This window comes from Rhizobium sp. IBUN, assembly GCF_000510625.1.
Classification (GTDB): Bacteria; Pseudomonadota; Alphaproteobacteria; order Rhizobiales; family Rhizobiaceae; genus Rhizobium; species Rhizobium altiplani.
The window spans coordinates 91301-108194 of record NZ_AZNV01000002.1 but is presented as its reverse complement, the minus strand read 5'-3'; the positions used below and the strand labels follow the sequence as shown (position 1 = coordinate 108194).

Sequence of the window (16894 nt, the reverse complement as noted above, 5' to 3'; positions counted from 1 at the left end):
TTCAGGTTGTCAACTCAAGAGGCGACCGCCAATGCCGCCTCGATGTCCTTCCACAGCGCCTCAGTTCCTTCGAGGCCGACGTGAAGGCGTACTGACCGCGCATGGATCCCGAAGGTATGCGCGGAATTCGGTTGCGCCTTCTGCTGAAGGACGACCTCGCCTGGTACGATCAGGCTTTCATGCCCACCCCAGCTCACTCCCAGTTTGAAGAGCTTGAGGTGATCGGCGAAGGCGCGGATATCGACGCCCTCGCGGAATATGAAGGAAAACAGGCCCGACGTGCCGTTGAGGCCAGCCGGAAGCCGGTTGGCAAGGCCCGGATGGCAGACGGTCTCCACCACGTCGAGTTCCTGCAGGCGCCTGGCGATCGTCATCGCGGCCGCCTCATGCGCCCGCATACGGATCGGCAATGTGCGCAGGCCACGGATCAGAAGCCATGCGTCAAACGGCGAGAGCTTGCCGCCAAGATAGGGGTAGGCTTCTGCCTTGATGCGGGCGATCATCTCCTTCGAGCCGGCAACGACACCGGCCACGACGTCGCTGTGGCCGCCGAGGTATTTCGAGGCCGAATGGATGACGATATCGACGCCGAGTGAAATTGGCTGCTGGAAGTATGGGCTCGCCCAGCTATTGTCGATCATGGTGACAACGCCATGCTTCCTGGCAAGGGCCGCGAGCGCGCCGACATCATGGGCTTCCATCACCCAGCTCGTCGGGCTTTCCATGTAGAAGACCTTGGCGCCGGGCAGCGCCTTGGCTACAGCCTCTTCATCGCGACCATCGACATAGGTCACCTCGACCTTCATGCGCTTCAGGATCGTGCCGAACAGGCGGAAAGCATCGGGATAGACGTGCTTGACGGCAACGATCCGGTCGCCCGGCTCGACGAAGGAGAGCACCGCCGAGGAAATCGCTGCCATGCCGCTTGCAAAGCCGAGCGCATCTTCAGCGCCCTCGAGCTTTGCCAGCATTTCCTCGAACATGCGAACCGTCGGGTTGAGGCCGCGCGTATAGATCGGCCGGACCTTTTCGCCCCGATAGGAGGAGATCATGTCGTCATAGTCTGAAAAGGTAAAAAGCGACGTCTGAAAGATCGGTGGCACGACGGCTTCGGCGAAGTTTCCTTCGTCGTGTGCTGTGATGAGCGAGGCAAGATCGAACGCGTCTGCGCCGTTGTTCATTTCGACATTTCCTTGATATCTTCCTCGACGACCCCGAGGATCTTCAGTGTCTCTTCACGCGCGGCCTCGGCGTCCCGGGCAGCGATCGCGTTGAAGAGCGTGCGGTGAAAGGGAAACGAGCGGCGGGCGAAGTCCTCGCGCTCGAAGGGATGCTCCCAGAACTGCCAGAATGTCTCGCGCATCTGCTCGAGAAGCTGGCGGAAAAGCGGATTGTGGGTGGCATCGTAGATCGCCAGATGGAAGGCAAGGTCTTCAGGCCCCGACGTGCCCTTCTCTATGTGGACGCGCTCCATCTCGTTGAGGTTCTGCTCGATCAGGATGAGATCCTTGTCGGTCCGCTTGCGTGCGGCGACCATGCAGGCCTCGCACTCGATCCCGCGACGCACCTCGAGCGTTTGCAAAAGAGCGTTACGCAGATGGCCGGTGTCAAGCGACAGCGGCATATGGATTGTCGCCTTCGAAACCGGTTTCAGCAGGTAAGTTCCGCTGCCCTTTCGGGTTTCGATGACGCCGAGCGCCTGGAAATGACGGATCGCTTCGCGGATCGTCGAACGGCCCACCATCAGCGCCGCCATCAGCTCGCGCTCCGCCGGCAGGCGATCGCCTGCCCTCAATTGCGCGCTCTGAACATACTCGGCCAGTGCGTCGGTCACCTGACGTGCCCGATCCATGGCCGGAAGCGGCCGGATAACCGGCCTGTCGCTGCGTGGTGCCTTCATGGTTCCCCAGAATTCTTATAGGCAGTCGACCTGAAATTGGTCTGACATCTTAGCATTTCCAAAAAGCTGCGGAAACGTCAAGGGCAAGTCGGAAGTTAAAGAGCGGATTCTAGATTCTCCCAAGATACGGATCTCGGAAATCGAGGTCGTGGCGAAGGTCAGCGACCCTTACACAAACCTTTAAAAGGCAGACCTCACAGCAGAGGCTGAAGGCGCGTGTCAGTCCTTGCCCACCGAGCGGTGCAAACCCGCCGTAGAGCTACGGCCGACTATCCGACGGGTTATCAAGCACCGCCAGTTCAGCCTCGGTTGGAACCTCGTTTATCTCGAACATCCTTCGTGGGCGTTCCCGCCATTGCTCCAAGTCGCCCTCACTCCGCAGGACAGCGGCAACCATCGCCGCGGACGTCCGCTTCGTCCTTCGCCATCGGCCATATATTGAATGACCTCACACCGAAACGTCGCGCGCGAAAACCCGGAGAAAGAAAACCACAGCGCCTGCTTGACTAGTAGCAAGTTCCAGCGTCCTTGCAGTGTCGGTATCGCCTGAACGATTGCGACGAATTCTCGCAATAACGCAGCAACCGCCACACCTCATAGGCAGAAATCAAAAGGGGTGCTGCGAGAAACTCTGCCGAGTACTCGAAGTAGGCCCTCCGTTCCTTGCCGAGTACGGCCCGCGCTACCAAACCGGAAACGGATCTTCGAGTGCGCGGATCCGCACTTGCCAGACACTGGTCCAACGCGCCGCGAACGCCTGTCTCGTCCATGCCCACCCCGATGAACACTAGCTCCTGCCGACGATCACCCCAGGGGCTGTCCCAGTGGCTCTCCAGACGCTGACGGCGACCCGCAAGCCCTCGCGGTTGGCCAGCAAATGGTTGAGGAGTGCCGTCTTGCCAGCCCTGAGAAAACCGGCAAGCTGTCACCGGCAGTCTTTTTGTGCCTTCCATAGGCATCCCTTCGATGTCGGCATTTGCGACGACGGCTTGCCGCGGCAAGAACCTGCATTGCATTCATTGCATCCGAAGTCGGCCTGTCACTTCGGCCGACCCATCAGGCTGCGAGTTGCGGCCGGAAGACTACGTCGGCCCAGTAATTCGCCGAATCATAGGTGCTGGTCGGGAAGAGACCCGCGGTCGCGGACCCGCCATAGCTGTAGACGCCGTTCCCGCCCGCGGCGGCACTTGAAAGGGCCGTCAGAGGACCGTTGGTGACGCCACTGGCAAAAAAGCCGTCGCTCGCCACATAGGCACCGGTCGTGTGGTAGGACGCCACATAGGTAGTGTTGGCGGTGATGGTGACCGGCGTTGCGAAGTTCACCGTCTGCCAGCCGCTGCCGGTGGTGCCGGAATAGGTGGCGGTGGCNAGCTTGGTGCCTNCNGTNGTCCACAGNTCGACGACGTTCTGGCCNTTGTCGTTGGCGCTGCGGTAGAACTTGATNCCGGTNATNNNNCCGGCAACGTTNGCCTGGAACTTGACGCCGAGTTCGAGTTGCNNGNNNTCNTTNAGGTTCGTCTGCGCCGGCGTGCTGGTGGCACTGAACAGGCTGTAGGTGGTGGGGGCTGCGGCCGTATTGATGCTGAAGGTCTCGCTGGTGGCGAGGCCTGCAATGTCGGTTGCCGTTACCTTGATGTCTGACGCGCCTGATGTCGTCGGCGTGCCGCTGAAGGTACGCGTCGAGGCATTGAAGCTCAGCCAGGTGGGAAGAGCCGTGCCGTCGGCAGATGTTGCCGTGTAGGTCAGCGTGTCGCCGCTGTCGACATCGGTGAAGGTACCGGCCGGCAGCACGAAGGAGAAGGCAGTGCCGGCCGTGGCATTCTGGGTGGCGGTCTGGGCCGCCAGAACAGGGGCGTCGTCGGCACCGTGGATGGTGATCGTCAGCGAGGCCGTGGCGGTGGCGCCTGCGGCGTCACGCATGGTGTAGCTGAAGACCTCGTTCAGCGTGTTGGTCGATTGCCGCAGCGCCTGCACCGCGGTGTTGGTCTCGTTGATTGTATAGCTATAGGCGCCTGTCGCATCGATGAGCAGGCTGCCATAGGTGCCGGCAAGCGCGGTGCCGAGCGTTCCTGTCGTCGCGCCGAAGCTGACCGCCGTGACGGTCTTGGTGTCGTTTTGATCCGGATCGGTGTCGTTGGCAAGCACGTTGCCGCTGGCGACAGAACCACCCGAGCCATTGGCAATGCCGCCCTTCTCGGTCGCATCGCCAGCGTCGGCAACCGCCGTCGGCGTCGTGTTGCCCGCTATCGTCGTGGTAATATTGAAGGTCTCGCTGGTGGCAAGGCCGGCAATGTCGGTTGCCGTCACCTTGATGCCTGACGTGCCTGTTGCCGTCGGCGTACCGCTGAAGGTCTGCGTCGCGGCGTTGAAGCTCAGCCAGGTGGGAAGAACCGAGCCGTCGGCAGATGTTGCCGTGTAGGTGAGCGTTTCGCCGCTGTCGACATCGGTGAAAGTGCCGGCCGGCAACGCGAACGAGAAGGCGGTATTGACCGTGGCATTCTGGGTGGCGGTCTGGGCCGCCAGAACCGGCGCGTCGTCGGCGCCGTGGATGGTGATCGTCAGCGCGGCCGTGGCGGTGGCGCCGGCGGCATCACGCATGGTGTAGTTGAAGATCTCGCTCAGCGTGTTGGTCGACAGCCGCAGCGCCTGCACCGCGGAGTTGGCCTCGTTGATCGTATAGGTATAGGCGCCAGAGGCCGCGAGGACGAGACTGCCATAGGCGCCGTTGAGTGCGGTGCCGAGCGTGCCTGTTGTCGCGCCGAAGGCGATCGCCGTCACCGTCTTGGTATCGCCGGCATCCGGATCGGTGTCGTTAGCAAGCACGTTGCCGCTGGCGACAGAACCACCCGAGCCATTGGCAACACCGCCCTTCTCGGTCGCATCGCCGGCATCGGCAACCGCCGTCGGTGGCGTGTTGTTTGCCGTTGTTGGATTGAATAGAACATCGACCCAGTAGTTCTCACTGTTGAAGGTGCTGCTCGGAAAAACACTGGCCGAATTATAGGTGTAGACGCCGGCATTCGTCGGCGCCGTGAGTGATCCATTTGTTACGGAAGAGGCAAAATAGCCTCCCGTCGCCACATAGTGTCCGTAGTTGGTGTGATAGGAGACCACATAGGTCGTGCCAGCGGTGATCGCGACCGGGTTGGAAAAGCTGGCGGCCTGCCAACCGACCCCTGACTCGTTGGTGAAGGTGACCGTTGCCAGCCTGGTACCTGTGCTCGACCACAGCGACCCCGTGTGTGGTCCGATGTTCAAATCGCTCTTGTAGTACCGCACGCCCGTGACTGTGCCTGCCACTGAGGATTGGAACTTCATTCCAACTTCAATAGCGTTGCCATCGACATCAGGCACGATGGGCGGAACGGCCGAAGCGGAAAAGAAGTTGTTGCCGGTTACCGTCACGGTTCGGCCGGTACCGGGGGTTTCGAGATTGAGGCTGTCGTCCACCGCCCGGGTCTTGATGGTGAACGTACCGGCTGTCTGCGCGACCCAGCTATAGGTCCAGCTCTCGTCTCCAACGGCCCGGTGCCACGTTGTCCCGCCATCGGTCGACACCTCGACGGCAGCGATGACGCCGCCGACGTCGGATGCGGTTCCGCTGATGGTGATGGCGTTGCCTACCTTAAGAGGGGTCCCGTCGTTCGGCGCGGTGATCGATGATACTGGTTTTGTCGTATCCGTCGACTGCGTTGCTGATACCAGGCCGGCCTCCAATGTGCCAGGCTGGATCCCCATGTCCGCCAGCAGGTTCACCATGGCCTGCTTGACCCGCGGATCGACCGGCGTGGCCTCGAGATCGTGGTTCTGATCGAGTCCCCATGCCCAGTAAACCGTGCCGGCGCCGAACACCAGGGCGCCGCTAGGAGCTCGGTAAAGCGTCAGATTGTGCGTTGCGGTGGCAGTCCCGGTAACGGTGCCGTAGTCCAGTAGATATTGGTCCACAGGCAAGGTGGTCGACGACAGTTCGATCAGTCCGGCGGGACGCCAGCCATTATCGGGTGACTGATCCCATTCATATCCGAGATAGTTCTGCTGGAGCGTGGCCGTCTGGCCAGGTTGCAGGTTTGCCACGCTGGTATCGCGCCAGAAGCGCAGATTGGCGTCGTCATACGGGATGGTGATCGAATCGCTTCGGTACGAGTCGACCTGGAACATGGTGCCGGTCAGCGCGTTCTCCGGCCGCCCTCCCCCGACAGCGGTCGGGGAGACGAACCGTGGATCCCGGTAGGTTCCGGTCCATTGGTTATTCGGATCGATGGGGCCGGCCCTGGTCTCCTTGTAGCACACCAGGGTGCGATACGCTTGGGCGCCGGAACTGATGCTCGGAGCGAAGCGCGTCTCCCAGTAGACCTCGTTGCCGCTCCAGAAGCAGAGGTTTACACCAGCATCCCGCGCTGCCTCGACGTTGGTGCGTTGTTGTCCCGACCAATACTCGTCGTGGCCGACGCTCAGGAACATCTTGTGGTTCTGAATCAGGCTGCCGAGGCGATCGGAGTCCATTCCGGCCATGTAGGAAACGTCATAGCCATTCTTTTCCAACCACTGGATGGCTGGGTATTCGACACCGAATATATAATCCTGTGGTCCGGCCGCCAGGCCGCCGCCCCTCGTGGTGATCGGGCGATTGTAGCTAACCGCGTATGCGCGCCCTGGGGACGAGTCGCCCCCCGGCCCGTTGCCCTGGTATAAATTGGCCCCACCCCAGGGATTGTAGGCCTGCCAGGTCTCATCCGACGTTTGGAAGAGGACGTCGCTGTGGCTGCTGTCGTCGCGCACGATGAACGGGATTTGGTTCTCGCCGAAGGTACCATCCTGACGCACGAGCTTCGCGATGTAGATTCCCGACGTTGCGTCGGCCGGAATTGCCCAGGACGCTGAAACCGACCAGTTGCCGGCGTCGACCAAACCGGTGGTGCTGTCGCGCAACGCTGTAGGCTGGTTCTGGACGCCCGTATGCTGAATGGTGTCAACCTTGCGTGCTCCCATGCCGCCGTAATAACCGAGGCGATAGATGTCGATCCGATAGTTGTTGGAATTGGTGTTGATCTTGAAGCTGACGGTCTGGCCCCGATTGATGCTGATGTCGGTGGCGAACCCCTCGATGTTCGAGCTACCGGCTCCCGTGATGCCCCATTCGCTCTCCGGATTGCCCTGCTTCTGGTTTTCCGCGACAATCGCATTGGTGGTGGCGGCCGCCGCCGCCAGACTCTGCGTCGCTGCGCTTTGCGTGCCCACCGGTTCAGTCGCCGAGCCGGAAAGGATATTCACACCCTTGGAGGTTGCGCTTCCCGCTCCGATCTCCCCACGGCCTGGCAATGGCCCGTTCGAGACTGTTGAGCCCGTCCACTTTGTTGTTCCGTGCCAACCTGACAAGGGCGAAAGGTCACGGTTCGGAAGCGGGTCGCTGACAGACGCGCCAAATGTTCCCTTGCCGGTCGGTACATAGTCCGATCCCTCGGTCCGCCTGGTTCCGGGCAGTTGGCCGTCATGCTGGAGCATGCCGCCGCCTTGCGCCCAATCGAGCGTTCGCGTCGGAGAGGTATGGTAGCCGCCGATGCCAAACGCCAGGAATGAGTGCGATCCGTGAACACTCGCCCGCGCTGACGGGGTCGATTCAGGGGTGACGACCTTGCCGGAAGCGGACCCGCTCCCTACACTAATCGAACCTGGTCCGGACGCTGTCTGCGCAGCACCGTCAACAGCAAACGGCTGATGTGCGACAAAGTCACCGCGTTGAACTCCGGCTCCGCAGATCGTTGCGAAACTATCGGCCAACGACCGCAGCGTGGTGTCGTTATCGACCTGGCCGTGAGCGTCGCAGACCACCCCCGTCGACCGATCGTCATCCTCATTGACCGCGATGGCGTTGACGGGACTGTCGGAGGCAGTGCCAGACTTGATCGCATCGGTCGTTTGTGCGGCCAGCGCGAGTTGATAGTTGTTATCTCCCCTACAGGCGGTGTTGCGAAGCTTTGCCTTTCGGCCCGCTAGCCACCGGGGAGTCAACGAATCCAATAGCATTGAGCGAGATGCCCAACGGAGAGCTTTGCGATGCATGGCATGCCCCCTCGCGAAAATCTACCAATGTGCAGATTGTCGAATCATAGCCGAAGAAGCGCAAAATACCTTGTACGCCTTTCGAGCTAAATCGGGCGATCACCTTTTGGCCAATAAGGACTATACCGCTCTCGCGTGACCGAGAGACGCCGTTGGAGGCGTCAGCGACGCCATGCAGGCGTTTTATGAGATCGTCAGAGAAGCGGGTCATGTCGACTAAGACCACGAATGGACATGGTTTTCGAGGTTGAAGCCTCCCTCGCCTTCCATGACGATGATGTGACCATCGCTGCACTTTTTAGGGATATCAAACATCGCAGGATGCAACTGGCCCATCCGATCCTGATCGCTGGTCCAACTCTCCGGCAGGAGCAGCCGTAAGCTCACCGGGGAGCCTCGTCGCGGTCAGCGAACACTCGAGCTTGGGATGGCAGAACTTACCGAGGGTGAGCAGGAACGCGTCAGGATGGCCATGCGACCGGGCGAGAACGAAAGGAAGTGCGGCGCCAGGACGTTTGCTGCGATTCTAGCCCGCGAGAGCCAGGAGTTAAGCGCCGAGCTGTCAAGGACTGTTCCTGCCTTTGGCGGTCTTGCAAGGCTCCGATTTGCTTCCCCTCTACAGAGGCATAAAATTGCCAAAGGGCTGTCCGGAATGCTCGGACAGCCCCTTTATGGCTAGTTTGCAAGCAGATCGTTGACGCGGGTTTCGGCGTCTGTGAGCGCCGCATCGATCTCCTTTTGGCCAGTGATCGCAGAAGCGATCTCTTCGCCGATGATGTCGTTGACCGCGAACTGATGACGAACCTGTGCAGGCAGAGGTTTTGCGACGTTTGCGATGCTGAGGATCGTGGCGCGATGCGGCAGCGCCTTGAACTCCGCTGAATCAATGACCGCCTGCTGCGCCGGAAGGTGACCGGTCCGGGCCCAATCGAAATTGTGATCGGCCATGAACTTCAGGAACTTGCCGATTGCCGCAACCTGCTGAGGGGTACGATCCTTCTTTGTCATCGCCCAGGAGTGGCCATCCGACCAATAGGCCGGTTCACCACCGAACACCGGAGGATATGGATAGACCGCGTAGCCGTTGGTGAGCGCGTTGTCGGCCTCTTTCGACAGGGCATCGAAGTCACCCACAACCCAGGTACCATTCAGAAGAACACCACCGTCCCCCTTGGTAAAACCGGACAGGGATGCAGCATAGTCCTGGTCTTTCGTGGTCAGATCCTGATCGTAGATGTCCTTGAACAGCTGGACGATCTTCTTGGCTTCAGGTGTGTTGAGTTTGACATGGGTCGGATCTGCGAAGAAGTCGGACTTCATCTGGGTCAGGTAGATATAGAGGGCGCGATAGAACGCACCCTTTTCGTTGGCCATGCTCTGAACGAGATAGGGCTTTCCGGTCTTTTCCTTGAACTGCTTTGCCTGTGCGAGCAGTTCATCGGCCGTCTTCGGCAGCACCGGCGTTCCGTCATCATTGACCAGACCCGCCTTGCGGAAATAGTTCATGTTGATGTGCCACAACATGGTGTGGGAATCGATCGGCAGGCCGAATATCTGGCCCTCCTTCGTCACCCCTTCCCTGCCCGCCGCGGTGAAAGTGGAAGAATCCACGCCGGCAGCCTTTAGTACCGCGTCCAGAGGCTCAAGAAGACCCTTCGACTGATAGTCGGACAGGACGGATTCATGGATGGTGACGACATCTGGCGGCTCGCCCGATGCCAGCTGCGCCGTCAGCTGGTCGTAACCAGGCCATTCGACGGTGTTCACATTGATCTTGATGTCGGGATTGTCGGCAACGAACTTGTTGATCTGCGACGTGATGATACCGCACTCGCCTACAGCCTTGCTGACGTCGGTGTTGGTTCCCCAATCGGCGTCGCAGGCTCCGAAGAACCGCTGAACCGTAATCTCGACCGGATCAGCGGCCAGAGCCGGCCACGACGCCATGGTCAGCGTCGCCGCCAGTAAGATATTCCTCATGCCAATCTTCATTGCAATCTCCTCCTATTGCTTGCGAAAATGCGCGTTGAAACCGGATTGTCAGATCATGATCGTCATCGCACTGCGTAACCCGAAACCGCGGTGACGATGTATTTCTGGAAGAACAGGTAGACAGCGAGCGTTGGCAGGCCTGCGAACACAGCCTGAGCCATCAGGAAGCCGAGGCCCTCAGTCTGGGCGAAGTTCATCTGCATGGAAGCAATGCCGGTCGTGATCGTGTACATGTCCTTCTTGGTCGCCGAGATGAGCGGCCACAGATAGTCGTTCCAGGCACCGAGGAAGGTGAACACACCGAGTGTCGCCTGGGCCGGGATGGTAAGCGGTAGAAGAACCGTCCAGAAGATCTTGAAGCGCGACGCGTTGTCGAGCAGTGCTGCCTCATCCAGTTCCTTGGGAATCTCCCGGAAGTACTGCGTCATCAGGAAAACACCGAATGGCGCAGCCAAACCGGGCAGGATCAGGCCAGGATAGGTATTGTGCAGTCGCAGCATGCTGAAGATCTGATGACGTGCGACGATCACTGCCTGCTCCGGCACGGCAAGGCCGAACAGAACGATGACAAACAGAATGTCGCGCCCCGGAAACCGCAGTCGCGCGAAACCATAGCCGGCAAGCGACGACAGGATCAGCACACCGAGCGTCATCCCCGACGAAACGATGAGACTGTTCAAGAACCAGCGGAAGACATTGGATCCGCCAAACACGTCTGCGTAGTTCTTGATCGTATACGGAACGTGGAAGACCGAATTCGTATCCAGCTTCAGTTCCGCATTGAGCTTGAACGACAGCCCGACGACCCAAAGGATCGGCAATAGCATGATCAGGCCGGCTGCCACGACGGCAAGAAGGATGATCCTGTCTCCCAGGGATTTTCCGACAATGCCGGAGCTCGTGCGGTTCATCGATTTTCTCCCTGCCGGTTGGAAAGGAAGTACTGCAGCATGCCGGCCATCAGGATGATCGCGAACAGGACCTGCGAGGTCGCAGCGCCCATGCCGACATCGAAGCGGGTGAAGGCAACGTCGTAGATGTAAAGGACAATCGGTCTCGAAGCATTGTTGGGGCCGCCCTGCGTCATCAGCTGGGCCTGGCCGAATACCTGGAACTGAAGCACGCTTTGAATGATCAGCACGAGCAGGAATGTCCGACGTATCGACGGAAGCGTAATGCGCCACAGCGTCTTCCAGCGCCCGGCATTGTCGAGCGCAGCCGCTTCATAAATCTCGCCCGGCACCTGTTGCAGTGCGGCCAGAAACAGCATCATCGGCAAGCCTACGCCCCACCAGACCGTCGCGATCGCAACGGCCGGAAGCGCAAGACGCGCATTGCTGAGAAAGGTAACCTGCGGCAGACCGAACCAGCCGAAGATATTGGAAAGCAGGCCAATGTCGGGAATGAAGACGATGCGCCATATCAGCGTCACCACTGTAACCGACAGCACGGACGAGGCAAAGAAGACGGCGCGCATCACCGAGGCGAAGCGTGTCTTGCGATTGAGCGCCAGTGCGAGTGCAAGACCGAAGACTGCGAGAACCGGTACGGTCAAGACAACGAAATAGAGCGTGTTCAGAACTGCGCCACGGAAAATCTTGTCGCTGAAGAGGCGCGTATAGTTTGCAAGCCCCACAAACTTGCCGGGGCCGAACAGGTCAGCCTTCGTCAGGCCAAGCCAGAAGCCCCAAAAGAGCGGAATGACGAGCAGGCAGACGAAAACAAGCACGAAAGGCGCAACGAACAAGCCGTTTCGCAATCGGGATTCGTTCATGTGGATGGCCTGGCTCATCACGCTGCCTCCGCGGTGTGATAGCCGCGGCCGGCCGCGTCAAAGAGGTGGGTCCGGCGGCCGTCGAACGTCAGGGCCACGGCAGCGCCTGGCGCGAGTTCGCTGTCTCCCTTGGCTTCTGCCACCAAAAGCGAGTTATCTGCGATGCGAGCATAGACGAGCGTGCGATCTCCCAGCCGTTCGATGACCTCGACAACGGCATCCGTGTCGCCGGTGCCGGATCGCCCGATCGAAATGGCTTCAGCGCGGACACCCATCGTATAGTCACTGGCCGGCGCCAGTTCTTTGATTGGAACCGCCGTATGGACAGTCGTTCCGTCGGTTAGGCGAACAAAATCGCGGTCCAGTTTCACGGGCAGGAAGTTCATGGCAGGAGAACCGACGAACTCGGCGACGAAACGTGTCGCAGGTCGTGCATAAATCTCCATTGGCGTGCCGACCTGTTCGATGCGGCGATTGTTCATGACCACGATCCGGTGTGCGAGCGTCATCGCCTCGATCTGGTCATGCGTCACGAAAACCATCGTTGATTTGACGCGGTTGTGAAGCTGCGCCAGCTCGACGCGCGTTCTGACACGGAGTGCGGCATCAAGATTCGACAAGGGCTCGTCGAACAGGAAGGCTTGCGGCTCCTTGACGATCGCGCGGCCGATGGCCACGCGCTGACGCTGGCCGCCGGACAATTGCCCCGGCTTGCGATCAAGCAGCTTGTCGAGAACAAGAACGTTTGCCGCCTCCGTTACCCGGCGAGCGATTTCCGTTTCGTGGACCCCGATGTTTCGCAAGCCGAAGGCCATGTTGTCGCGCACGCTCATATGGGGGTAGAGCGCATAGTGCTGGAACACCATGGCGATACCGCGCTCGCCCGGCGGCAGATGATCGATGCGTTTGCCGTCGATGCGTATCTCGCCGCCGTCGATGCTCTCCAGCCCGGCAATCATTCGCAGCAAGGTGGATTTTCCGCAGCCGGATGGGCCGAGGAAGACCATGAACTCGTTGGAATTGATCGTCAGGGACAGGTTGTCGATGACCTGCACCGCACCGTATTGCTTGCTTATGTTCACCAGTTCGATGAGCGCCACGTATTCCTCCGCTGATTGAGTTCCAGAGCCTGCCGCTTGAGGCCGAGCGCCGTTTTCCGCGCCCGCCTCAGGTCGTTCATTTGCTCTGATTGACCGTCGCGATCATGGCATCGAACAAGGCGGCAGCGACCGGATCGGTACCGGCCGGGCCGTTCGTCAGCCGGAAGGTCGTTGCAACGAGATTGCCGCGCCCGACACGTCGTTCAGCGATGGTGACCGCCGGTTTGTGAACCCAACCGATGACCAGCCCGCCGTGGACCGGTCCGGCATACTCGAAGGTGCGGAAGCCCGTCATGACATGATGTGGAACAACCTTCTCGAAGGACAGGTCGAGCAACGGACCACCCGGCAATAAAGCAAACGCACCTTTACGTCTGATCCAGCTGAAGTTGGCAATCCAGTCGCCACGCCACAGCGTACCTTCACGTGCGATCAGTCCGATTCCTGGAAGCTGCTGGTCGATACCAACAGGCATATCCCGTTCATCGATCGTCATCTCGCGATAGAGCTTTTCGCCTTCGGGAATGTCCTTGCGCAGATTGCGGTGCGTGGGAATGCTGCCATCGGCGATCACAAGATAGCGTGCCCCGTGGCGCATTGCCTCAATGTCGCTCTCATCAAGGGCATGCGCCAGATTGACCTCCGCTTTATCAGGCTCGGAGACCGGATAGCCCAGTGTCTCTGCAAAAGCGCGAAGCGCCGGATCCTTCGAAGCGATGCTTGGCAGGTTGGCTCGGCTGCGTTTTGCGTACAGCGCGATATCGAGAACATTGGTCGCAAGCCGCCGTCCGCTGGACATGACCTCAACTTCGATGCGAAGCATGCGATTGACGTCGGTTTCCGGCATTTGCATCTGCACGATGCCGACGCTTGCCACCGCGTTGGCACCCGTTGCTGGCAGTGCCCGCTCGCCGTCCTGCCCGTAGCTCCAGCGGATCGTTGCGCCATCAGGAATGGACGCGCCACCGGTCGCCACCGAGAGATCCACCTCCAGCAGTTCGCCGGCGTAGGCAGACCAGGCATTCGGGCGGGCGATCACGACGATGTCGCTATTGATGCTCGCGAAGTCGTCGTGGAAGACACGCGGATTTCTGTTGATGTCGAGAAGGCCGTTTGCCTCCCAATGAACGTCCGTGAATTCGGTGATGACGTAGCCGACGATCTTGGGATGGGCGCGCATCACCTCGATTTCATATTTGAGGTTCGCGAACTGGTACCATTGCGCAGCCTCGATGAACAATCCGAAGTCCTTGAAGACTGTGTCCAGATGGAGCGCGCGGAAGCGCTTTTGAACGCCATGCGGATAGGCGACGCCATCACCCCATGTCGCACCGGTTTCCATCCAGAAGGGCTCGGAACCATCTTGCAGAAGGAGTTTCGAGGGATCGGGCAAGCCCCACACGCCAAACTCGGAGACGATGAGAGGCTCTTCGCCTCGCCACTGCGCATCGCCAAGACCAGAATAGGTCCACGCTGCGCCCTCGGCGAATTGCCTGGTGATGTCGTCCCACTCTTCGCGTCGTTCCGGAATGGAGCGGTAGTAGTGGTAGTCATTGAGGTCCGACTTCACGTGGAAGTTCGGGAAGCAGGCGGAATTGTCCGAAACAAGACGGCTCGGGTCGAGCGTCTTCAACCAGTCGTAGGTCTCGGCGAGCCACTGGCGATGATCGGCGTTCTCGACGATACGGGTTCCCCAATCCTCATTGATGATCGTCCAGGCGATGATCGACGGGTGATGGCCATCGCGCCTGACGATTCCCTGCATGGTCTCGCGCATTCGCCTGGCCGAGGCATCGCTGAAGGTCTGGACGTTCGGAATTTCGGTCCAGATCAAAAGACCGATACGGTCCGCCACATCGTAGTAGCGCGGGTCGGGAACCTTGATGTGGATGCGCAGCGTATTCAACCCAAGTGCCTTGGCCTTGCGCGCCTGGTCCTCGAGGAACTCAAGCGAAGGCGGCGTGCAGATGCCTTCGGGATAGTAGTCCTGATCAAGTGCGGCACGCATGTAGAGCGGAGCACCGTTGAGGAAGAGCTGGCCGCCCCTGGTCTCGATGGTGCGAAACCCGAATGTAACCGAAGTCGCATCGACGATTGCGTCTGCGACCGAAAGACTGATGTCGGCACGGTAAAGCTGCGGTGCATCAGGCGACCAGGACTTCACCTCGCCAACAACGACGCTCAAGGTGCGACCAGATCCCTTTGCCGCGGCCTCCAGGGCTCCGTCCGGCCCGTAGACAGCGACGCGCACCTCAGCGTCTGCCGCGGATGCGGAAAGGTCCAGATCGAAGCGAACGGCACCAGAGGAAAGGTCTGCCCTTACATCGGCATGCTTGATGTGGCTGGTATCACGCGCCTCCAGCGTCACCGATTGCCATATGCCGCCGAGAGGGCCGTACCAGCTTTGCTTGCCATGCGGAATTTCCGCAAAGGGAAACTGCGGGTACCTGGTCGCGTCGGCGCTCGGAAGCGTAACCGAGACCTCGATCTCATTTTCCGGTTTGAGGATGCTGTTCGGAATCGTCAACGAGAACGGAAGGTAGCCCCCTTCGTGGTTGCCGATAGGCTGACCATTGACCGAGACTTCAGCAAAATAGTTCACCGCGCCGAAGTGAAGGGAGATGTCGCGTTCTGCCCATTCTTTCGGCAGGAAGAACTGTCGACGGTAGCTTGCAGTGCCGAACGCGTCGCGAAGATCGGCAAATTCGGATTGCCAAACGGATGGAACGGAAATCGAGCGCCAGTCGGCATCCCCTTCGAATTTGAACTGCCAGAGGCCGTCGAGTGTCATTCGCTTGCGCGCGTCCTGGGATAGCGGCAAAGCGGGCGTGACAGGGGCGGTCATGTACTCTCTCCCTTGCGAATTATGTTATTAGTTATATTATTAGTTATGGGTACAGAGAATATAACTACCTGGCAAGCCGGAAAATTCGGGACCCGCAAAAGCCACAGTGGACGGTTGTCGGAAAACTGGGTTTTCTATAATTTGATGAATGGGATGGGCCGATCGATGAAGTGGGACAAGCATTGACCAAGCGTGCAACCATGGTTGACGTTGCACAGCGTGCAGGCGTCTCACAGGCAACGGTGTCGCTGGTATTGAACGGGGTCAGCAATCCCCGCGTTTCAGAGGTGACCCGATCGCGCGTCGTGGAAGCGGCCGAAGCCCTTGGTTATCGCAAGGGCCCTCGACACAATGTTCCCGAGCATCGGCGACCCGTTATCGGGCTGCTGCTCGATGAAGTCAGCACAACACCGTTTGCCATGCCCTTCATCGAGGGCGCGCGCGATGAAGCGGCCCTGCAGGATATCCTGATCGCAACCTTCTGCACGCGCTCCGATCCCAAGATCGAGAGCGCGGCTCTCGATCTGCTTCAGGAATTGAACGTTATCGGCATTCTTTATACCACCCTGACGACCCGACAGATCGTTGTTCCGGAACGGCTGAACGACATCCCCACAGTTCTCGTGAATTGCTATGAGAAGCATCGGCGTCATCCCTCGGTCGTTCCCGGCGATATCGCCGGCGGGCATGCGGCGACCGAGGCGCTGCTGAAGGCGGGTCATCGAAGGATCGCTCACCTGAAGGGCGAGGACTGGATTGAAGCTGCCAGGGATCGCGAAAAGGGATACCGGCAAGCGCTGACCACATGGGATGTGCCCGTCGACGAAGACCTGGTATTGATGGGAGGATGGACCGTCAATGGCGGCCGCGAACTGACCCTCAAATTGCTTGATCGGAAAGACCCGCCGACTGCCATCTTCTGCTTCAATGACCGAATGGCCGTCGGCGCATATGATGCCATCAAAAGCCGCGGCCTGCGTGTGCCCGAAGACATCTCCGTGGTGGGATTCGACGATGAGGATCTGGCCTCCTACATGGTGCCACCACTTTCAACGGTGCTGTTGCCCCATGACGAAATGGCGCGATGGGCCGTCGGCGCCCTCCTTGACCACAACGAGGGTATTTCATCCCACCGAACCACCCAGAAGATCAAGCTCGAGTGCCCATTCGTTGAACGCGGTTCGATCGCAGCCCCTCAGTCTTGATGCGGTTGATACAATGCC

The 16894-nt window shown here is 59.7% G+C and carries 9 protein-coding genes and 3 pseudogenes; 2 read left to right on the top strand and 10 right to left on the bottom strand.

The features are described 5' to 3' along the window. Nucleotides 1-14 precede the first annotated feature (14 nt). The 5 genes and pseudogenes from RHIBUN_RS0102550 to RHIBUN_RS0102530 all read right to left on the bottom strand — a co-directional run bounded on the left by RHIBUN_RS0102550 (nt 15) and on the right by RHIBUN_RS0102530 (nt 7960). A complete protein-coding gene (locus RHIBUN_RS0102550) occupies nt 15-1181 on the bottom strand; it encodes a PLP-dependent transferase (RefSeq protein ID WP_018855411.1) in 1167 nt (388 codons plus the stop codon). Beyond that, on the bottom strand, nt 1178-1900 hold the full coding sequence (locus tag RHIBUN_RS0102545) for a FadR/GntR family transcriptional regulator (RefSeq protein WP_025658300.1): 723 nt from the start codon (nt 1898-1900) through the stop codon (nt 1178-1180). The genes RHIBUN_RS0102550 and RHIBUN_RS0102545 overlap by 4 nt, the downstream gene beginning before the upstream one ends. 682 nt (nt 1901-2582) lie before the next feature. Beyond that, nucleotides 2583-2745, bottom strand: a pseudogene (locus RHIBUN_RS35055) (GTP-binding protein); the annotation flags it as partial. Then, a pseudogene (locus RHIBUN_RS36260) lies at nt 2736-2853 on the bottom strand (GTP-binding protein); the annotation flags it as partial. The pseudogenes RHIBUN_RS35055 and RHIBUN_RS36260, both read right to left, overlap by 10 nt. A gap of 103 nt (nt 2854-2956) precedes the next feature. Then, nucleotides 2957-7960 (bottom strand): annotated as a pseudogene (locus tag RHIBUN_RS0102530) (N,N-dimethylformamidase beta subunit family domain-containing protein). Nucleotides 7961-8188: 228 nt separating this feature from the next. Here RHIBUN_RS0102530 and RHIBUN_RS36255 point away from each other — a divergent pair. Continuing rightward, nucleotides 8189-8341, top strand: coding sequence for a hypothetical protein (locus RHIBUN_RS36255; protein ID WP_156932663.1), 153 nt, complete (start codon nt 8189-8191; stop codon nt 8339-8341). 294 nt (nt 8342-8635) lie between these two features. Here the strand turns inward: RHIBUN_RS36255 and RHIBUN_RS0102515 are convergent, their stop codons facing one another. The 5 genes from RHIBUN_RS0102515 to RHIBUN_RS0102495 all read right to left on the bottom strand — a co-directional run bounded on the left by RHIBUN_RS0102515 (nt 8636) and on the right by RHIBUN_RS0102495 (nt 15671). Next, entirely contained in the window at nt 8636-9952 is a 1317-nt protein-coding gene (locus RHIBUN_RS0102515; RefSeq protein ID WP_025658296.1) for an extracellular solute-binding protein, read from the bottom strand. Nucleotides 9953-10014: 62 nt separating this feature from the next. Beyond that, the gene (locus RHIBUN_RS0102510; RefSeq protein ID WP_025658295.1) at nt 10015-10863 is read right to left on the bottom strand and encodes a carbohydrate ABC transporter permease; all 849 of its coding nucleotides are present in this window, start codon (nt 10861-10863) and stop codon (nt 10015-10017) included. Continuing rightward, complete coding sequence (locus RHIBUN_RS0102505; protein WP_025658294.1) at nt 10860-11744, bottom strand: sugar ABC transporter permease; 885 nt, start codon at nt 11742-11744, stop codon at nt 10860-10862. Before RHIBUN_RS0102505 ends, RHIBUN_RS0102510 begins: the two co-directional genes overlap by 4 nt. Further along, a complete protein-coding gene (gene ugpC / locus RHIBUN_RS0102500; protein WP_025658293.1) occupies nt 11744-12826 on the bottom strand; it encodes a sn-glycerol-3-phosphate ABC transporter ATP-binding protein UgpC in 1083 nt (360 codons plus the stop codon). The genes RHIBUN_RS0102505 and ugpC overlap by 1 nt, the downstream gene beginning before the upstream one ends. A 76-nt stretch (nt 12827-12902) precedes the next feature. Further along, complete coding sequence (locus tag RHIBUN_RS0102495) at nt 12903-15671, bottom strand: glycoside hydrolase family 2 (RefSeq protein WP_025658292.1); 2769 nt, start codon at nt 15669-15671, stop codon at nt 12903-12905. A gap of 182 nt (nt 15672-15853) precedes the next feature. Here RHIBUN_RS0102495 and RHIBUN_RS0102490 point away from each other — a divergent pair, with 182 nt between their 5' ends. Next, a complete protein-coding gene (locus RHIBUN_RS0102490; RefSeq protein WP_051420024.1) occupies nt 15854-16876 on the top strand; it encodes a LacI family DNA-binding transcriptional regulator in 1023 nt (340 codons plus the stop codon). The last annotated feature ends 18 nt before the right edge of the window (nt 16877-16894 follow it).